Annotated in this window: 19 protein-coding genes; 12 read left to right on the forward strand and 7 right to left on the reverse strand. The window is 43.2% G+C overall.

All coding sequences use genetic code 11. The annotated features are described in order from the left end of the window. Positions 1 to 161: 161 nt before the first annotated feature. Positions 162 to 2873, reverse strand: coding sequence for a DNA mismatch repair protein MutS (gene mutS / locus RM544_RS08935; protein WP_311361446.1), 2712 nt, complete (start codon positions 2871 to 2873; stop codon positions 162 to 164). A 137-nt stretch (positions 2874 to 3010) separates the two neighbouring features. On the opposite strand from mutS, the gene RM544_RS08940 reads away from it, so the two are divergent. Further along, a complete protein-coding gene (locus RM544_RS08940) occupies positions 3011 to 3478 on the forward strand; it encodes a CinA family protein (protein WP_349254656.1) in 468 nt (155 codons plus the stop codon). A 489-nt stretch (positions 3479 to 3967) separates the two neighbouring features. Next, positions 3968 to 5008: a recombinase RecA gene (recA, locus tag RM544_RS08945; RefSeq protein ID WP_311361740.1), complete on the forward strand. Its 1041-nt coding sequence runs from the start codon at positions 3968 to 3970 to the stop codon at positions 5006 to 5008. A 135-nt stretch (positions 5009 to 5143) separates the two neighbouring features. On the opposite strand, the gene RM544_RS08950 is transcribed toward recA, so the two are convergent. The 4 genes from RM544_RS08950 to RM544_RS08965 all read right to left on the reverse strand — a co-directional run bounded on the left by RM544_RS08950 (position 5144) and on the right by RM544_RS08965 (position 9650). Continuing rightward, positions 5144 to 5503, reverse strand: a complete 360-nt coding sequence (locus RM544_RS08950) for a tyrosine/phenylalanine carboxypeptidase domain-containing protein (protein WP_311361741.1) — start codon at positions 5501 to 5503, stop codon at positions 5144 to 5146. Between the two features lie 227 nt (positions 5504 to 5730). Then, on the reverse strand, positions 5731 to 6495 hold the full coding sequence (locus tag RM544_RS08955) for a PEP-CTERM sorting domain-containing protein (protein WP_311361447.1): 765 nt from the start codon (positions 6493 to 6495) through the stop codon (positions 5731 to 5733). Positions 6496 to 6795: 300 nt separating this feature from the next. Continuing rightward, entirely contained in the window at positions 6796 to 7080 is a 285-nt protein-coding gene (locus tag RM544_RS08960; RefSeq protein WP_311361448.1) for an EscU/YscU/HrcU family type III secretion system export apparatus switch protein, read from the reverse strand. Then, positions 7077 to 9650, reverse strand: coding sequence for a flagellar hook-length control protein FliK (locus RM544_RS08965; protein WP_311361449.1), 2574 nt, complete (start codon positions 9648 to 9650; stop codon positions 7077 to 7079). Before RM544_RS08965 ends, RM544_RS08960 begins: the two co-directional genes overlap by 4 nt. A gap of 168 nt (positions 9651 to 9818) precedes the next feature. On the opposite strand from RM544_RS08965, the gene RM544_RS08970 reads away from it, so the two are divergent. The 10 genes from RM544_RS08970 to RM544_RS09015 are packed head-to-tail and all read left to right on the forward strand — an operon-like array spanning position 9819 to position 18024. Next, positions 9819 to 10532 (forward strand): ABC transporter ATP-binding protein, encoded by a 714-nt coding sequence (locus RM544_RS08970; protein ID WP_311361450.1) that lies wholly within the window; start codon positions 9819 to 9821, stop codon positions 10530 to 10532. Beyond that, the gene (gene ccmB / locus RM544_RS08975) at positions 10526 to 11197 is read left to right on the forward strand and encodes a heme exporter protein CcmB (protein WP_311361451.1); all 672 of its coding nucleotides are present in this window, start codon (positions 10526 to 10528) and stop codon (positions 11195 to 11197) included. Before RM544_RS08970 ends, ccmB begins: the two co-directional genes overlap by 7 nt. Continuing rightward, positions 11197 to 12000: a heme ABC transporter permease gene (locus tag RM544_RS08980; RefSeq protein ID WP_311361452.1), complete on the forward strand. Its 804-nt coding sequence runs from the start codon at positions 11197 to 11199 to the stop codon at positions 11998 to 12000. Before ccmB ends, RM544_RS08980 begins: the two co-directional genes overlap by 1 nt. Then, the gene (gene ccmD / locus RM544_RS08985) at positions 12000 to 12257 is read left to right on the forward strand and encodes a heme exporter protein CcmD (RefSeq protein ID WP_311361453.1); all 258 of its coding nucleotides are present in this window, start codon (positions 12000 to 12002) and stop codon (positions 12255 to 12257) included. Before RM544_RS08980 ends, ccmD begins: the two co-directional genes overlap by 1 nt. After that, positions 12257 to 12727 carry a cytochrome c maturation protein CcmE gene (gene ccmE / locus RM544_RS08990; RefSeq protein WP_311361454.1) on the forward strand — a complete coding sequence of 157 codons (471 nt, stop codon included), beginning with the start codon at positions 12257 to 12259 and terminating at the stop codon, positions 12725 to 12727. The genes ccmD and ccmE overlap by 1 nt, the downstream gene beginning before the upstream one ends. Then, positions 12727 to 14769: a heme lyase CcmF/NrfE family subunit gene (locus RM544_RS08995; RefSeq protein WP_311361455.1), complete on the forward strand. Its 2043-nt coding sequence runs from the start codon at positions 12727 to 12729 to the stop codon at positions 14767 to 14769. Before ccmE ends, RM544_RS08995 begins: the two co-directional genes overlap by 1 nt. Next, positions 14769 to 15371, forward strand: a complete 603-nt coding sequence (locus RM544_RS09000) for a redoxin family protein (RefSeq protein ID WP_311361456.1) — start codon at positions 14769 to 14771, stop codon at positions 15369 to 15371. Before RM544_RS08995 ends, RM544_RS09000 begins: the two co-directional genes overlap by 1 nt. Continuing rightward, a complete protein-coding gene (locus RM544_RS09005; protein ID WP_311361457.1) occupies positions 15372 to 15896 on the forward strand; it encodes a cytochrome c-type biogenesis protein in 525 nt (174 codons plus the stop codon). Beyond that, a complete protein-coding gene (ccmI, locus tag RM544_RS09010) occupies positions 15896 to 17206 on the forward strand; it encodes a c-type cytochrome biogenesis protein CcmI (protein WP_311361458.1) in 1311 nt (436 codons plus the stop codon). The genes RM544_RS09005 and ccmI overlap by 1 nt, the downstream gene beginning before the upstream one ends. Further along, on the forward strand, positions 17203 to 18024 hold the full coding sequence (locus tag RM544_RS09015; protein ID WP_311361459.1) for an MlaA family lipoprotein: 822 nt from the start codon (positions 17203 to 17205) through the stop codon (positions 18022 to 18024). The genes ccmI and RM544_RS09015 overlap by 4 nt, the downstream gene beginning before the upstream one ends. Before the next feature lie 228 nt (positions 18025 to 18252). Here RM544_RS09015 and galE read toward each other — a convergent pair whose 3' ends face one another. Both galE and RM544_RS09025 read right to left on the reverse strand, forming a co-directional pair. Continuing rightward, positions 18253 to 19269, reverse strand: coding sequence for a UDP-glucose 4-epimerase GalE (gene galE / locus RM544_RS09020; protein ID WP_311361460.1), 1017 nt, complete (start codon positions 19267 to 19269; stop codon positions 18253 to 18255). 59 nt (positions 19270 to 19328) lie between these two features. Continuing rightward, on the reverse strand, positions 19329 to 19607 hold the full coding sequence (locus tag RM544_RS09025) for a DUF6170 family protein (protein WP_311361461.1): 279 nt from the start codon (positions 19605 to 19607) through the stop codon (positions 19329 to 19331). Positions 19608 to 19730: the final 123 nt, after the last annotated feature.

A 19730-nucleotide genomic window follows, 5' to 3' on the forward strand; every position in this document is an offset into this window, starting at 1 on the left:
TGTGTTTTGAAAGGCTATTAATTTGGTTTACTAGCACATTGAACCTGTGCTTCGATGGGCGGATAGTATACTAAAAAAGAGGGGCCGGAGTAAATGAAAATTGTGTTTCATTTGTTGGGATGAAATAGGGTTACTTACACCAAGCCAATCTTTTTTTGCGGCTAATCCTTGCTAATACACTCTTTGCGCCATTGGTACATCAAGGCTAAGGCTTCTCGCGGGCTCAGATCATCAATGTCGATAGTCAGCAATTTATGCTCTAGCCAATGTTCCTGTTCGTCAAAACTCATACTGAGTTGTGGTAGTTGAGGGATATCATCTGCGTTGATTTGCTTGCTTGAAGGGTCGCTTGTTGCACTGTTAAGCGTTTGCGATGTACTTTGCAGTGATGCTTCTTCTAAATTGGACACGTTTGCAGTAAGCGCATCAATTTGCTCAAGCTCACTTAACTTGTGCTTAGCCGCTTTAATAACCGCTTTCGGCACACCTGCAAGCTTTGCTACTTGAAGGCCATAACTTTTGTTCGCAGCGCCTTGCTGAACCTGATGCATAAATCGAATCTCATCATTATGTTCAACCGCACTTAAGTGGACATTGCTGATCGTCCCAATTTGCTCAGATAGCGCAGTTAATTCAAAATAATGCGTGGCAAATAAAGTGAATGCCTGCAAACGTTCAGACAACCATTGAGCACAGGCCCACGCTAAACTTAAGCCATCATAAGTACTGGTGCCGCGACCAATTTCGTCCATCAGCACCAAGCTATTCTTTGTCGCATTGTTTAGAATATTCGCCGTTTCTGTCATTTCGACCATAAACGTAGAACGCCCGGAAGCTAAGTCGTCAGCAGCTCCAATTCGCGTGAATATGCGATCGATAGGGCCAATTTCGGCGTCTTGTGCTGGCACGTAGCAGCCAATATAAGCAAGCAGCACAATCAAAGCGGTTTGACGCATATAAGTTGATTTACCACCCATGTTTGGTCCGGTGATCATGAGCATACGCGTGCTGTCGTTCATGAAGAGCGGATTGGCAATGAATGGAGAAGTCATGACTTCTTCGACAACCAAGTGGCGACCTTCCGAGTAGGAGATTTTATTGTCTTCGACCAAACTTGGCTTGCTTAAATTAAGCGCGTCGGCTCGTTCTGCAAAGTTCGTTAAGACATCGAGTGTGGCGATTGCTACTGCGCTTTGCATCATATCTGCAAGTGACGGCGCTAAAGTATCGAAAAGCGAATCGTAGAGTTTCTTCTCTAAGGCTAAGGCTTTACTTTGACTGGTGAGCACTTTGTCTTCGTGCGCCTTCAGCTCTGGAATAATATAGCGCTCGTTATTTTTAAGTGTTTGTCTGCGCACATACTCAGCAGGAATTTTATCACTATTAGCGCGGCTAACTTCAATAAAGAAACCGTGTACTTTATTGTAATTGACTTTTAAGGTGGGAATACCAGTGCGTTCGCGTTCTCGCAACTCGAGTTGCTCTAAAAAGTCAGTTGCTCCTTTAGATAGAGCACGTAACTCGTCTAGTTCTTCTGAATAACCTTCCGCTATGACGCCGCCATCACGCAGCACAACAGGGGGATTATCAGTAATAGCGCGGTTGAGTAGCTCAGCTGCTTCTGGGTAATGACTGATTTGCTCTGAAAAGGTCGTAAAACAAGGTGTGCCATTTTCGCTTACACTACCGGCTAATACGGCGTGACCTAGCCATTGCTGTAATTCTGGAAACACATTCAGCGCTTCTTTCAATCGCGAAAAGTCTCTTGGGCGAGCGCTACGCAACGACATTCTTGCGAGTATTCGCTCTATATCACCAATTTGTTTGAGTAAATCTTGTAACACAGAGTAATCGTGGGCTTGTATATCAGCAATCGTATTTTGACGAAAAACCAGCTCGTGCTTATTGGTGATGGGACGATGCAACCAACGCTGCAACAATCGACTACCCATGGCTGTGCAGGTATGGTTGAGCACTGCAAATAGCGTGTTCTCTACTTTTCCTGACAAGGTGCGAGTGAGCTCTAAATTTTGCTGGGTAGCAGCATCCATTAGTACCGCTTCTTCTGCGCGATTCTCACTGATCTTACGAATGTGAGGTAGAGCTGTGCGCTGCGTATCTTGCACATATTGCAATACACAACCGGCAGCGCCAATAGCAACCGACTGCGTATTTATGCCAAAGCCATCTAGTGTGCTAGTACCGAATTGACTGTTTAACTTTACGTTTGCTGTTTCAGCATCAAATTCCCATTGAGGTCGACGGCGTAATCCCTTGAAGTTTTCTATTAGATGGAAAAAAGAGCATTGCTCAGGATACAAAATTTCAGCCGGTTGAATGCGTTGCATTTCTGCTTGAAAGGCTTCGTCGGTAGCGGCATCAATGATCTGAAAACGTCCACTCGTAACGTCAATATATGCGAGCCCGTATGTGTCTTTTTCTTTGCAAACAGATAGCAATATTGAGTCTTTGTTTTCTTCTAATAACGCTTCATCAGTAACTGTGCCGGGTGTCACAATGCGCTGCACAGCGCGTTCCACTGGACCTTTACTAGTAGCAGGGTCGCCAATTTGCTCGCATACCGCGACAGACTCTCCCATTTTAACCAGCTTAGCTAGGTAGTTTTCTGCGGCGTGGTAGGGAACACCCGCCATAGGAATTGGCTCGCCACCCGATTTTCCTCGAGCAGTTAAAGAGATATTAAGAAGGTTGGCTGCTTTTTTGGCATCATCAAAAAACAACTCATAAAAGTCGCCCATGCGATAAAACAGCAAGATATCAGGATGGTCAGCTTTAATTTTTAAATACTGAGTCATCATTGGTGTGTTTGCTGGCGCGCTGCTAGCGCTTTTCTTATTTTTATTTGTTTGCATGTAGAGTCAACACAGCCTGATTGAATTTTTTATTGTCGCGACAAGTTCATGTCTTTAGTATAGGGCGCTATTGTAATGAAAACCGAGCGGATATAAACAGTACTTTGCAAAACTTCAAAACAAAAAATATTCAACACTTGGCAGTTAAGCTTGGCGAGCAACTTTTTCACCAAAATGAAAAGGTAGCGACAGTAGAATCCTGTACCGGCGGTGGCGTTGCTTTCGCTATTACTGAAGTGGCTGGTTCCTCACAATGGTTTGAGAAATCGTGGGTGACTTATTCGAATCAAGCGAAACATGAAGAAGTGGGTGTTAGCTTAAGTACCTTAAATGAATTCGGTGCAGTGAGTTCAGAGGTTGTCTGTGAAATGGCCCAAGGCGGCTTACAGAAGAGTAAGGCAGATTATTGCGTTGCGATTAGCGGAATCGCAGGTCCTGGCGGCGGTAGTAAGCAGAAGCCGGTGGGTTTAGTTTGGTTTGCCATAGCAACACAACACCATACGGCGAGCTTTTCTCGCTGTTTTAATGGCGACCGTCAAGAAGTCAGAGAGCAAGCCATTAGCCTTTCTTTACAAGAACTGATCGACAGTTCACTTTCAGCGTAATTAACAAGATATTATAATACTCTTCGTTGCGGTAACTGAGCATTCTATACAGTACTTTTGTTGATTGTGCCGGGCCTATGAACTTAACTTCGTTTAAGAATCATAAGCCCAAAAACAAAAAATCTATTGTTTTCATAAACATAAAAATATTTTTAAATACAGTATTGCAACTGTATGGTTATACAGTATACTTGCGATATAAATGATTAGGTGTGTTGATTTGTCTCTACCACTTTATCGTTGAAAATCATGAAAAAGCGGCCAAAAACAGGCTGTGTTGTGAATGAAACGATAAGCGGTGAGGATTTGGCAAGACATTAACTAAGAGCTTACACAAAAGCTTACCCAAAAGCGTAATAGCGCAGCAAGCAAAAAGCATTGTTGCAACAAAACGAAAAGCATACAGGAGTGCATGTCATGTTAAAAAAATCGGCCCCGAAGGCAGAAAAAACAAGCCCAGCGAGAAGAACCGGTAAAGAGGACAAAAACGTGAATGAGAATAAAAGCCGCGCATTAGATGCTGCTCTTGGTCAAATTGAGAAGCAGTTTGGTAAAGGCGCAATCATGCGTCTTGGTGACAACCAAGCGATGGATATCGAAGCCATTTCTACAGGTTCACTAAGTATCGATATTGCCTTAGGCATAGGCGGTTTACCTTGTGGTCGTGTGGTTGAAATTTACGGACCAGAATCATCAGGTAAAACAACACTGACTTTACAAGTTATTGCGGAAGCACAAAAGAAAGGCAAAACGTGTGCCTTCGTCGATGCCGAGCACGCTTTGGATCCTGTGTATGCTGAAAAGCTAGGTGTAAACATTGACGAGCTTTTAGTCTCTCAACCGGATACTGGTGAGCAAGCACTTGAAATTTGCGACATGCTTGTACGTTCAAACGCGGTTGACGTGGTGATTGTTGACTCGGTTGCCGCTCTCACGCCAAAAGCCGAAATTGAAGGTGACATGGGTGACTCACATGTTGGTTTGCAAGCTCGACTAATGTCTCAAGCCCTGCGTAAGCTAACGGCGAATATCAAGCGTTCAAATACGCTATGTATTTTCATCAACCAAATTCGTATGAAGATTGGCGTAATGTTTGGTAACCCTGAAACCACTACAGGTGGTAACGCCTTAAAATTCTACTCATCTGTTCGTCTTGATATCCGTCGTATTGGCGCTATTAAAGATGGTGACGAAGTCGTGGGCAACGAAACGCGCGTAAAAGTGGTGAAAAACAAAGTCGCGCCTCCGTTCAAACAAGCTGAATTCCAAATCATGTACGGCGCAGGTATTTCTAAGGAAGCTGAATTGATTGATTTGGGCGTGAAGCTTAAATATGTCGAGAAAGCGGGCGCTTGGTATAGCTACAACGGCGAGCGAATTGGTCAAGGTAAAGCAAACGTTGTTAAGTACCTTAAAGAGCATGTTGATATGGCAAATGAAATTGAAGGTCGCATTCGCGCAGAGCTTCTATTGCCAAAAACCAAGAAAGAAGACGACGTGGCCGCTGAACCTGCTGCAGAAGTCGAATAAAAAAGCGAATATTTACACCTCTCCAAATAGAGCATCTTTTTAGGTGCTCAACACATTAGCGTTGCATGGAGCAATCCCGCAACCCCCTTCGATGGCTGACTTTGTTCAGCCATTTTTTTATTCGCAGATTAAGCCTTATTTTATTGCGTGCGCAATATACTTTTTGGTTTCATTCAATTTTTCTGGCTTGTTAAATATAGGCGCAACAAATCGCGGCGGAACAAAGTAGCCTTTATCAATTAAACGGCGTATTTGTGGAAGGTAAGATATCGACGTTTTACCACAAAATAACAGATTGAAGTTGGGCTCGTTTTCGTAAGCGTTTAGCATCTTATGAAAGCCTTGTAAGTAGAGGTAGTCTTTCACAAAACCACCCCCTCGAAAGATCCTTGCTGTTATCGTAAAGGCAAGATCGTTGCTAGCGGCATACTCATCTTTCAATAAACTGAATGTTTGTTTGAAACTGTGTTCTTTTATCATTGATTGAACTGCAATTACGCCTTAGTCGAGCGTTTTTGAGAACTTTATATGTGGGGAATGGAAAAATGTTATTGTTAAAAGTAGACCAAAAGTAAGAGTTCATTTGGAGATTTAAACTAGATAAATAAACTACACTGGCGGCGTTTGTGAATGCTATTCGTTAAGCTACCCTTTTGTATTCGCAATATAAAAAGCCGAGGTTATAAACCTCGGCTTTTCAATACATGCAATTAGGTTGCAAATTATTTTGTTTTGCGACGCGTAAATGCTAGACCTGCTAATCCAACAGCTAAAATCGCTAGAGGTGTAGGTTCTGGCACTGGTACGAATGATTCTACCATTACTACCATGTCGGTGTAATCACGATCAGCACCGTCAAATCTAAGGTCTTCCCATGCCAATATAAAGTTATTGCTTGAAAATAAACCATATAGGCCGTCATTGTCTGGGTCTAGTCTATCAACATCGTTACCTTGGAACGAAACTAAATGATCGTCATCGATCCCGTCATTGTTATAATCGCCATTCAATGCTGATTGCGAGTAGAAGGTGTTGTTCTGCTGGGTAGTCAGGTAAAAACCGAAGTTTTGGTCACCACCAAAGTCAGCCGTAGTTTGGCTCAAAAAGAAACCGTTTGAGTCAAACATAGTTGCTAAGAAAGTGTTACCTACTTGTCTCAACGTCGTAGAGAAACCAGTCGATGCAGGACCTGTAAAAAGTTCAAGAGTTGAACTGCTATTCAGGTCGTAAATGCCGAAAGTTGTAGTACTTGCAAACCCAGCTAACTCAAAAGCAAGTACAGTGTTAGCTTGACTTACAGAATCGATTTGCCACATTTCATCAGGGTTGTACTGTTGATTTTCGTCATTAACGTTAATGTCTAACTGGCCATCTAGGGTTAGATTGTCTAATCCATTTTGAAGGGCACCAGTTAACACTGGAGTTGCGTTTACTAGTGCTGTAGCTGACAACAAGCTAGCTGCTAGTAAAAGTTTTTTGAGGTTCATGATTTATCCTTTTTATCAGTTTCAATTGTTGCAGTTAGCTTCTTCATTTTTTATGAGCCGAAACTTTGCATATGACTACAGCAAATGAGTTGAGTAGTCTACGAACTGGTTAAGCAGGAATAATGCCAATTGTGCCAATTGATTTAAAAGCTAGTAAAAACAATGGTCTGAACCTTTGTTCTGTCTTCGTTTAACTTTTTTTTTTTAAAGATGTAAAAAAAACGGACACTTGAAGTGATATGAAAGGTATTGCTTTTGAGGTGTAAATTTTGTGTTATCGATTAAACTTTGTGGGCGATTTTATATTTTGGGAACCCAAGAGTCAGGAAACTTACCTTGTAATACATATGAGAATGCAATGAGTTCGGCTATGACATGATATAAGCTTTCGGGTATTTCCTGTCCTAGATCCATACGCGCGAGCAAATCGCTAAGATACGGATCTTCGTGTATTAGCACATTATTTTCCTTCGCTAAAGCGATGATCTCTTCGGCGAGCTCGCCAAAACCTTTTGCAATAACCGTCGGTGAATTATCCTCGTTTGGCGCGTATTTGAGTCCGACGGCTTTTCGTTGATCACTCATACCTTTGCCTCAAATAGGTGATAGTGCTCTGGCTGAAGCTTTTTCGGTACTTTTCCAATCTGACAGCTTTTCTCGATCAATTCGATCCCCAGACTTTTCAAGCGCCTTTGCAGATAAGGCAATGTATCAAGTGCTTTGATTTTCAGTGCTTCGGTAGATGTGAAGAGTTGCAGTTTGATTTCACTCTCTTGTAACTGAGTTTTTGCTAGCATTTGTCCAAGCTCTCCCACATCTAACTTCATGGTGAGATACCAAGATGAGGCTGATTGTTCGGATTTTGCATTTTTGTTTTCTCTGCTTTCACGCTTTATGAGCAATTCGATATCATCTGCTTTGGGATTAAGTAAATTGGGCAGCGCATAGTAAAGCTGGTCTTGGCCTTGTAATGAAGAGTCTGCGCTTTTCAATTTATGATGTTGATGGCTTGATAAAATCTTGGCAATTTCTCCTGACAATGCGTGCTTTGAGTCGAACTGACGAAAGTCTTGCATGAGTTTTGCACTTTGTACCTTGCTGATGTCAGGCACCAAACTTTTTACCAAATCAGGTACAAGATCTTGTGCCTTACTCGCTTGTTTATTGGATTGCCGTTGCAGTTTTGAAGCTAAACTGACTTGCAGTAGTGTCACTAACCCGGATAGAAAACCGCCTTGCGCTGTCGCTGTAATTGCGTTTATAGGGGGCGGATTAAGTGGCGTTGTGAGTAAACTTTGAATCGTTCTAGCATCAATACTGGTGCCAATAGAGTCTACTTTCGGGATTTGTTCTTGTACCGTTTTTAACAGCTGGCGAAGTTCTGAACCAATGCCGGCTTCTTCTAAGCTTTCGTTAAGAAGGGCGTTAATCGCATTATTTATGTTGTTCAATGCCTGTGTTTGCGATCCAGATAACAGCAAACTCTGCTTTCCTAATTCTTGCGTGATGCTTTGCAAGTTACTGGTAATTGCTTTGTTTGCAGCCGCACTACCGACGGTAAGTTCCCGTAATTGACTGGCTAGTTGTGTCAGTAGAGAGGATGTCTTGCTCGACTCACCCGCATTTGACTGAATACTTGAAATGGCACTGAGTGTATCTGCGACTTGCTTTTGTAGCGCTTGTAATAGTTTATCTGACTGAAAGTTAGCGACTGGCGCAGCACCGGTCGTTTTCGTGTCAAACTTATTGTCAATTTGTGCGCTTGTTGATTTCTCTGAATTCGCTGTATTCAATTGTTGAGCAGCTTCTTTACTCAAAGCTGCGCCCACTTGTGGACTTTGTTTCCCTACTAAATCCGCTTTGCTTGAAATAAAACCTAACTGATTCACATTAATTTGGCGCTGAATTTGTTGATCCGATACCAGTTTTGACGGCTGAGTGCTGTTGCTTTCTGAGCTTTTATTAGCGGCACTATCTTCTAATCCACTCGGCTGAGTTTGACTAAGTAGGGTTTTGGCTTGTGCTGGATTTAATTCAATCACCGAAGGGCGTAAATTCCCAATAACCGATACACTCAGTGAGCCTTTGCTCAAACCGGGTTCCAAGCCTAAGAACAGGACTTTGTTTGCAAGTACATTATTGTCACTTGCAAGGCCACTGGTTGTTTTACTGGCATTAGCTAACGCTTGCTCATTTACTTGAGCAAAAGCATTTTGCAAAGACTTTGGCAGTTGCGACAAGGTACTGGAATTTAGGGGTAATATCACTTGCTTGGGGGAAACTGCGCTCGTAACGCTAGAGGCAGAACTGCTGCTCGCGACATTGCTATTAGCCCCTTGCTTAATTAACAGAGAATTCAATAGCGCAGCATTCAACAAGTTGGTGGGTAATTTATTTGCATTGAGGCGTGTGAGCTGAGCGTCCAATGTTAGGGTTTTCCCAAGCCCTTGTCCAAGTGCGTTTGCAGACAATACATTGATAGAGAGTAATTTTGGTTTTTTGGCACTGACGTCAACATTCACCTGCACTTGGTTATTTGTTTTTAATTCGGCGATTTGCTGCGGACTTAAGGTCAATCTTGCTTGCTGTGGTGGCAAGTTTGAGCCCGGGATTTGGAAACTAATACTGACTTGATTAGCAGCAATATTGATGACTCTGCCCGCAATGGCAATGACTGAGTTCCCGTTTATGCCCAAGTTGCCGGCGCTGGCTGACTTTGCAATCACATTGTTGAGCTGATTGTCGTTTACGCTAACAGTGTTCGACAATACACTCTTGGGTAATTTACCATTCAAGGCTTGTTGTAAACTTATTGCGCTTGTCGTCGTGGATGATGCATTGTTTATGGCGCTTGCAACCAAAGCGTAAGTGTTGGCTTTGTTCGGCAGTTTAACTAGGTCAAAAACCTGCCCTTGTTTAATGTTTGCAGTATCGAGAGTTTGTGACAGTGACTTGGTAGACAACTGCAAACTTTGCTTGTTCTGTTGGTTGCTCAAGGTTACGGTGTTAGTTGTTACTTGGGTAACCACCACGCGAATAGCGTTATTTACAGCTAAACTAGACTGATTCCCAGAGTCTCTTGCGCCTACAGCCGTATTCTCGCTACCACGAGCAAGTGCATTGGTTTGGTTAGTTACTGGGTTTAAATCAGACATTACTCTATTATCGGCCGCTAAGGCTAAAAAGCAACCACGCTTTATCGACAATTGATGTCTGTCAAAAGCATCGGTATTTTCATACGTTTATACCAGATTAAAGGCGCAAATACGGCAAATATTGTGCTACTATCCCGTTGATTATCATGTAGAAACGAGTGTTTATTTTTGTCAGTTTTATTAGCACACAACATTTCGTGTGAAAAAAGCGACCGCGCATTGTTTTCAGGCCTTCATTTATCTGTTTCTCCCGGTGAACTTGTTTACCTGACTGGAGAGAATGGCGCGGGCAAAACGAGCCTTTTAAGGATCCTCGTTGGGCTCGGTATGCCTAGCAAAAATACCTTCGATGACGTCGACAATGAGTTTGACCCAAACGACCTTAATGATGATGAACACGAAACATCTCTAAAGAATCAGAAAACATACGTAAAAATCAATACTATCGACGTTCACAAAGACATAAATGGTGCGAGCGAGCAGTTATTGTATTTCGGTCATAAACTCGGTTTGAATCAATTGATGAGCCCGGTCGAGAACCTTCAGTCGTGGTGCCACCAACAAAATATTGAAACGAATATAAACGCGATCACGTCGACCTTAGACGAACTCGGCTTAACTGGCTTAGAAGATATCGCGTTAAAAAACTTATCGGCTGGACAGCAACGCAGGGTGGCGCTCGCCAAGCTATGGTTAAAAAGTTACGCAAACCTTTGGGTGCTCGATGAACCTTTTACAGCACTGGATGTCAATTTTATTGCTATGTTGGAAGACAAAATAACGGCGTTCCTAAAGTCAGGTGGGGCCGTTTTAATGACCTCACACCAGAGTCTGAATATCGATTACCCCATGACGAATATGCATTTGGAATACCAATGGTAGGGTCAGCCTTAATCGCAATCTTTAAAAAAGACATCTCCTTGGCTTATCGCCAATTAGCAGAGTTGATGCAGCCCTTGATGTTTTTCATTTTGGTGATCACTTTGTTTCCACTGGCTGTCGGTCCCAGTCCGGATACTCTGCAACGCATTGGTGGCGGAATCATTTGGGTTGCCGCCATTTTGTCTTTGCTATTGGGCATGGAACGAATGTTTCGCGATGATTACGCCGACGGCACCCTAGAACAATACATTTTGTCGCCTACGCCTTTGTATTTGATCGTTGTAGTGAAAATACTAGCGCATTGGTTGATGCACATTGTTCCGCTCTTTCTAATTTCGCCCCTGTTAGCCTTGTTTTTAAACCTAACAATGGACATGTATGTTGCCTTAATGCTGACGCTTTTACTTGGCACGCCTCTCATTAGTTTCGTGGGCGCAATCGGTGTTGCGCTTACCGTTGGCTTGCAAAAAGGCGGTGTGTTACTCGCCTTGTTGTTAATTCCGATATTTATACCGTTGTTGATTTTTGCCACTTCGGCAATTGAATCGGCTTCAATGCTATTACCTTATCATCAGCAACTTGCTACTATCGCATCATTGCTGCTGATTTCCGTGGCCTTGTCTCCAATGGCAGTCGCGTATTCTTTAAGAGTGAGTCAAAATTAATGTGGAAATGGATTAATTCGTTCGCTAAACCAGAAAAAGCTTATTGGCTTTGCAGTATTTTACTTCCTTGGTTCGCCATCGTTGCAGTGGTGAGTTTGGTTGTGGGTATTATTTGGGGCTTGGGCTTCGCACCGTCAGACTATCAGCAAGGTGACTCTTTTCGTATTATCTATATTCACGTGCCTAGTGCCATTCTTGCAATGGGGGCTTATGTCGCAATGGCGATTGGCGCATTAATTGGCGTGGTATGGCAATGGCGCACCGCTTTTATGTTCATGGTTGCCATTGCGCCAGTTGGTGCGGTGATGACATTCATATCCCTGTTTACCGGTTCTTTCTGGGGAAAGCCAATGTGGGGCACGTGGTGGATATGGGATGCTCGTTTAACCTCCCAGCTTATTCTGCTGTTCCTCTATCTTGGTGTTATTTCGCTATATGCTGCTTTTGAAGACAAGCAACAAGCTGGCAAAGCGGCGGGTGTAATGGCAATGGTTGGCGTAATCAATATTCCCATTATTCATTTCTCGGTAGAGTGGTGGAATACACTGCACCAAGGGGCCAGTATCACCAAAATTGGTAAGCCATCGATTGCAGAGCCAATGTTATGGCCTCTTCTCATTTGTATCTTAGGCTTCGCCGCTTTTATTGGGTGGGTAACGCTGATTCGAATGAAAAATGAAATTATTTTAAGAGACATGCATCGTCCGTGGGTAGCCAAGATGTTTGGTGTCATCCGTCCTGAAAAGGTCAGAAGAGGCGATAAAATATTAGGTGACAGTGATAAACCACGAGGAGGCCGATAATGGACTTCAAATTTGAAAACATGACTGCGTTTTTTGATATGGGAGGCTATGCCTTTTTTGTATGGATGTCTTTTGGTCTCACCTTCATTTGCATGGCGGCAATACTATTTCACAGTTTGTTTATGAGCAAAAAGATTAAGCAGGGCGTAGAAAAGGAAAGAGCGAGAGCGGAACGTATTCTGGCTGCTCGTGCGGCACGGAAAGATAAAATGCGAGAAAAACGCAGAATAAAATCTATTGAAAATGAGGATGAATAATGAACCCAAGGCGTAAACAACGTTTATTTGCTGTTTCTTCTATCGGTGTTTTGCTTGTCGCATCTATTGGTTTCATGCTGTATGCATTGCAGGATTCAATTGATGTTTTCTACACACCCACTGAAATTGTTGAAGGTAAAACAAAAACCGGACAAAAACCTGTCGTGGGTCAGCGCTTACGTATCGGTGGTCTTGTCGTGCCAGGCTCAGTTTCTCGAGATGAGGAAACGCTGGCTGTGAGTTTTGATCTAATGGATACCGGCCCGAAAGTAACAGTGCAATTCAATGGCAGCCTGCCTGACTTATTCCGTGAAGGCCAAGGCATTGTGGCAACTGGGATACTTGAAAAGGAAAACCTTATTGTTGCACATGAAGTCTTAGCTAAACATGACGAAGAGTACATGCCTCCAGAGCTTGCAGAACAGCTTAAAGGCATTAAACACGTAAAGCCTGAGGAGGCAGGGTACTAATGATCCCAGAGTTAGGTAATATATCACTCATCATTGCGCTTGTTCTTTCTATATTATTAGCGGTCTATCCTTTATGGGGCGCGCAAATCCATAACCAAACAATGATGAGAATGGGGCGGCCTTTATCTTTCGCCTTATTCTTATTCACGGCTTTTGCATACATTTGCCTAACCTATTCTTTTTACGTAGATGATTTTAGTGTGCAGTATGTTGCGCAAAACTCTAACAGCGCTCTGCCTTGGTACTACAAAATAACGGCCGTTTGGGGCGGGCATGAAGGCTCGTTTTTACTTTGGTGTTTGATTTTTGCAGTATGGACCGTCGCTGTTGCGTTGTTTTCTAAAGGCATACCTCAGGCCATGATAGCTCGCGTTCTATCCGTGCTGGGTATGGTCAGTATTGGTTTCTATTTGTTCATGTTACTGACATCAAATCCATTCGATAGTTTATTACCGTTCTTCCCGGTTGACGGTCGTGACTTGAATCCACTGTTACAAGACTTTGGCATGATCATTCATCCACCGATGCTTTATATGGGATATGTTGGTTTCTCTGTCGCATTTGCCTTTGCTATTGCGGCGCTAATTGGCGGGCAACTTGATTCGACTTGGGCGCGCTGGTCTCGTCCATGGACGATTGCTGCATGGAGTTTCCTGACGATCGGTATCGCACTGGGTAGCTGGTGGGCATATTATGAACTTGGCTGGGGTGGCTGGTGGTTCTGGGATCCGGTAGAAAATGCATCGTTCATGCCTTGGTTAGTAGGTACTGCGTTAATGCATAGTTTAGCGGTGACCGAAAAACGTAAAGTCTTCAAGTCTTGGACTGTACTACTCGCGATTGCTGCTTTCTCCTTAAGTCTACTCGGTACATTTTTGGTTCGTTCAGGTGTACTGGTATCTGTGCATTCTTTTGCAAGCGACCCGTCTAGAGGTTTATTTATCCTAGGCTTATTAGTCATTGTGATCGGTGGCTCCTTATTGCTTTACGCCATTCGAGCTTCGCAGCTCAAAAGCGTTGGTCGTTATGAAGTTTTCTCACGAGAAATGATGCTAATGGGCAATAACGTGTTGCTAGTTGCAGCGACTATCGTCGTTCTTCTAGGAACGCTTCTACCGCTTGTTCACAAAGAATTGGGTATGGGCACTATCTCAATAGGTGCGCCATTCTTTAATCAAATGTTTACCCTATTAATTGTACCGTTTGTTATGTTCATGGCCGTTGGTCCACTCTCTCGCTGGAAGAAACAAAGTGCAAGCGCCTTGAAGAATCAACTTTTAATCGCACTGCTGCTTGGTTTATCAGCAGGTGTCCTGATTAACTTTAACTACGACGAACCCACCTATATGGGTATGTTAGGGATGGTCTTAAGTTTTTGGATCCTAATTGCAGTGGTACTAGAAGTGAGACAACGCGTTGCTTCCACTACGAAGGATGAGTCTCTTTTTCAATCACTACGAAAGTTAACGCCAAGTCATTGGGGTATGGTGTTGGGGCACGTAGGTTTTGCCGTTACACTTATCGGTATTACGTTGGTTAGTAATTACGAGCTTGAGCGAGATGTACGCATGAACGCCGGAGATACCGTTGAAATTGCCGATTATACGGTCAAATTTACAGGTGTCGAACAAGTCGAGGGACCGAACTATACGGCTGACCGCGGCATTTTTGATGTGTACAAAAACGGTGAGTTTGTTAATCACTTAGAACCAGAAAAGCGCTTTTATCCGGTTCAGCGCACCTCAATGACTGAAGCAGGTATTCATACCACCTTTACCCGAGACTTGTTTGTCGCGCTCGGAGAACCCCTATCGAACAACGGTTGGGCAGTGAGACTCTATTATAAACCTTTTGTGGTTTGGATTTGGGGCGGGTCATTCATTATGTGTATTGGTGGCATTTTCTCCATGTCAGACAAGCGGTATCGGATCAAAAAGATGGCGAAGTGGAAAAGTATGGTGTCAGGCGCTAAACAAAACAAAGCTAGTTCAGGTGATGACGCTTCACCAGTCATGACGAAAGAAATTAAGGAGCCTAGTTAATGAAACGTATTGTCTGGTTTCTATTGCCTTTGGCATTATTTTTAGGACTGACCATTTTCTTGTTTCAAGGTTTATACTCAGACCCGCGAGAACGAGAATCAGAAGCCTTAGCGAAAACCTTTCCTACCTTTCAACTACCTGATCTGATGGATGAAACTATTACTTATAATAATGACATCTTTGCAGAACAGGTAACCTTGATAAATGTTTGGGGTGTATGGTGCACAACATGTGCAATTGAGCTGCCTTATTTAGAAGATTTGAAAGACCAAGGATACCGGGTCGTTGGCTTGTATTATGATCAAGACCTCGACCCTGACTTTGGTACTAAGACAATCCAGCGCGTGCGTTCTGAAGTACTCACTACCTTGTCAAAGTATGGTGACCCTTACGCATTCAATATTTTCGATGTTTATAGAGACACATCACTCGACCTCGGTGTGACCGGCGCGCCTGAAACTTTTTTAGTTGATAAAGAAGGTGTGATCCGTGTTCATCACCTTGGTGATATTAACGATAGAGTTTGGCGAAACAAATTCGTACCGGTACTCACTGAGATGGGTGAGTTGATCCCTAAAAATACTGATGAAGTGGGGAGTTAGATGAAAATATCCACTTTTAAGTCATTTTCGGCGCTTTTTGCTGCTTTTTGCTTCTTAGCCTTATGCCTTCCTGCTAGCGCTCAAGAAGACAATGGCAATAATACGGCTTCCTCCACTGGTGTCTCTCACGTAAAAGATTACGATGAAAATTATGCCTTTGAAGACCCTAAAGACCGTAAAACCTTCTTAGAGCTTACCGCGGTCTTGCGGTGTCCTATGTGTCAGAACCAGAATATTGCTGATTCTGATGCGATGATTGCTCATGATATGCGTCGCAAAGTATACAACCTGTTGAAAGAGGGTAATTCTAAGCAAGACGTTATCGACTTTATGAAAGAGCGTTATGGCGACTTTGTATATTACCAACCGCCAGTTACACCAGTGACAGTATGGCTTTGGGCTTTGCCTGTGATTTTCGCCTTCGTGATGATGGGCGTGTTTATTTATCGTCGTAAGACGGAAGTGCCTCAACAAGATATCGCAGCGAAACTTGATGCTGCTGACAAACTTCTAAAGGATGAATAGTGAGTAGTTTCTATTTATATTCTTTTTTATTCGCTGTAATCGCACTGGGCTTTGTTGCCTACCCGTGGTTTAAGGATAGAAATGCCAAGCGTCGCTTTGAAATATCCAATGCGAACGTCATTAAACAACGTATCGAAGAAATTCAACGAGAGGCCAAAGAGGGTCTAATTGATGTAGATGAAATGCAAACTGCCATTGATGAGATGAAACTAGCCTTAGCCGAAGAATCAGCGTTTCAACAAGCTCAGCAAGAAGAAGCAGAAAAGACCACAATCGCAGCACGTTCGGCGAAAATCCCCTTAATTATAGGTGCAGTTCCCGCATTGTTAATCGGTGCATGGACTTATTACGATGCTAATCAGTTGTCGGGTTTGAAGGATTTAGTCGATGCTACCAACAATATAGAGGCACTTAGCCAACGTATTTTGGTGCAGCAAGCAAACGACGTGGCGGCGGAAGAGTTTAACAAGTATGCATTAGTTATCCGCCAGCAATTACGCAAAGACCCAAGCGATGTGAATGGTTGGCAATGGTTAGGTAGACTCAGAATGACCTTGGGTCAAGGCGAAGAAGCCTCTCAAGCATTCGATAAAGCCTTGGCGCTAACGCCAGATGACCAAGCTATGCGGATGAAATATGCGCAAGCGCTCATGATGATGGGTGAAGAAGAGAACTTACAAAATGCGCTTAGGCAGGTTGTTTATCTAACGCAAGTTGACCCTCAAAATAGGGATTATCGATTGCTGCTCACTGTGATAGCCGCGCAATTAAATGATGCAGACACCGCATTTGAGAATTTCGCTTTAATTAAAAACCAATTATCGGCTAACAGTACCCTCTACGTTTCCTTAGTGGAGCAGCTGAGAAAGATGGGGGCCCCTGAAACTCTACTAGCCTTGAATGGTGCACCACAAGGAGTTCAGGCCGCTGAATCTGCTGATAGCCAGTTAGATGTTCAAAGAGGGTTCAGAGTCGAGGTATCTATTGCAGACGCATTAAAAGCCAAGCTTCCTGATGATGGTTTTTTAATTGTTTTCGCTCAGGATGCAAATTCTGGCGCTAGAATGCCTCTAGCGGTTAAACGACTGCGATTGCCTAGCTTTCCAATCAGCGTAGATTTAACGACAGCAGATGCAATGATTACAAATTTTTCATTGAAAAATGCTGAACAAGTCACTATAACTGCCCGTATATCCAAGGACGAGGATGTGATGACAAGCTCTGGCGAGCTACAAGGTTCTTTGAGTAACCTGCCAGTCATCGACGAATTAAGGTCGATTCAATTAACCATTAACGAGGAAGTTCAGTGACAAATTCATTAAAAGTATTGGCCTTAGGCTTCGCAATTATTTTGGGCGGGTGTGCAAGCAGTGCCGCAGTATCAGAAGCCGATGAACCAATGCCAACTGAAGCGCAAGCAGGCGCAGTTGAAGTGCAAGACGAAGGTGGCGTTAGCGATCCTTTTGAGCCGGTTAACAGGGTTGTTTGGGACTTCAACTATGAAATTCTTGATCGCTTTTTAGTGAAGCCTCTAACCAAGGGCTATATTTATGTGACACCTCAGTTTGTGCGCACCGGTCTATTAAATGCGTCCGAAAACTTAAGTGAACCTGCGAGTGCTGTGAACAACTTACTGCAAGGCAAAGGCAATGACTCTCTGGTGAGTGTAGGGCGTTTCTTGGTGAATAGCACCGTGGGTATCGTCGGTATTTTTGATGTCGCCTCAGAGTTGGGTTTAGAGCGCAAAGAAGAAGATTTTGGGCAAGTACTTGGCGTATGGGGTGTTGGCACAGGTCCCTATTTGATGTTGCCAGCCTTGGGCCCAAGTGACTTTAGAAGCTTCACCGGTGATATTGTTGACAATGTTTATTGGCCAATGACAGTGATCGAAGACCCCTATGTTATTGCATCAAATGTAGTAAAGGTCCTTGAAACCAGAGCTTCGTTGCTGGACCAAGAAGAAACCTTGAATCGTTCATTAGATCAGTACTTATTCGTCAGAGACGCTTACTTCCAACGCTTGGAATTCCAAGTGAAAGACGGCAAAGTCAAAGCTAAAACCGAAGAAGAATTACAAGAAGAAGAGGACGATTTCTCGAACTTCGAAGACCTCCTAAAAGACATGTAAGAAAAAGGGGGTCAGAGTTAATTTAAAAAGGGGTCAGAGTTAATTTCGCAGTGCTCTTCCAAGTCTGAGAAGTCCTTTACCAATAGAAACGCGCTTTTCGGCATCCTGCCCGCTCCCAAACGGCATCCTTGCCGTTTGAAGGTTTCTATTGGCAAAGGCCTACTCAAACTGCGAGCACTAAGAAATTAACTCTGACCCCTTTTTAAATTAACTCTGACCCCTTTTTTGCTATTTATAACCGTTGGGGTTGGTCGACTGCCAGCGCCAGCTGTCTTCGCACATTTCTTTTAAGCCTTTGTTGGCTGTCCAGCCTAATTCTTCAGCGGCTAGTTTAGGATCTGCGTAACACGCAGCTACGTCGCCACTACGACGAGGGGTGATTTTGTAAGGGACCTTTTGGCCAGAAGCTTTCTCGAAATTAGTGACCATTTCTAAGACACTATAACCTTGTCCTGTGCCCAAGTTGTATGTCACTAAACCCGCTTTATCTGAAAGCTTATTAAGGGCTTTCAAATGTCCATTCGCTAGGTCATCAACATGGATGTAATCGCGCACGCCTGTGCCATCAGGTGTATCGTAGTCGTCCCCAAATACGCTTAAGAACTCGCGCTTTCCTGTCGCAACTTGGGTGATGAATGGCATAAGATTGTTTGGGATACCATTTGGATCTTCACCAATTAATCCACTTGGGTGGGCGCCAGCCGGATTGAAGTAGCGTAGCAATACGATATTCCATTCGCTATCAGCTTTGTATAAATCTTTGAGCATAAGCTCGACCATTAACTTTGATTGCCCATATGGGTTAGTAGGCGTTCCTGTGGGCAAGTTTTCGTTCAAAGGCAACACAACAGGGTCACCGTAAACAGTTGCAGATGAGCTAAATACAATGTTCTTAACGCCATGCTCAGCCATCGCTTTACATAGATTTAATGTGCCGTAAACATTGTTCTCGTAATACATCAGTGGCTTTTCTACAGACTCACCTACCGCCTTCAAACCCGCGAAGTGGATAACTCCATCAATTTTGTGCGAGGTGAAAATTGTATTCAGCAAGTCGGAATCTCTGATATCGCCTTCATAAAGCTTCGCCTGCTTTCCAGTCAGCTTTTCCACTCGCTTTAAACTTTCGTCAGAAGAGTTTGAAAAGTTATCAAGGATAATCACCTCGAAGTTAGCGTCTAGTAATTGGAGTACTGTGTGACTGCCAATATACCCTGTGCCGCCGGTGACTAAGATTGATTTCATATTTTGCTCCCTGATTAACGATTGAATCTTTATATTATCTGATAAATGTGACAAATGCGCTACTGTAAATATTTGGCACTAATAGAATATTGAATAGGTTTCACGAGTATTGGATATAGAAGCAAGATTAGCGCCGCCCAGACCATGGAAGTCCAGTCAGTCGATATACGCAATAGAAAGATAAACACAGGGATCAGTACGCATAGTTTTAATACGTTTAAGAGTGTTTTTTCCGGTACGCTCATTTTTTTAGCTGCGTCTTCTAACAAGGCCATCCTCTCAGTTAGAGGCTTTCCTTCAAGTTTTGGAATGTTTTTTGTGGATGTATAGATTTTCAATGGATGTACCTTCAGAAACAATGCTTGGTAAAAGTACTTTTATAGCGCTTTTATTGAAATAAGATCGTTGTTCTTACTTTGAATACCAGTAAGGATACATCAGACACCTGATTAATTGTATGT

Origin of the sequence: Brumicola blandensis (genome assembly GCF_031846165.1) — a bacterium.
Classification (GTDB): domain Bacteria; phylum Pseudomonadota; class Gammaproteobacteria; order Enterobacterales; family Alteromonadaceae; genus Glaciecola; species Glaciecola blandensis.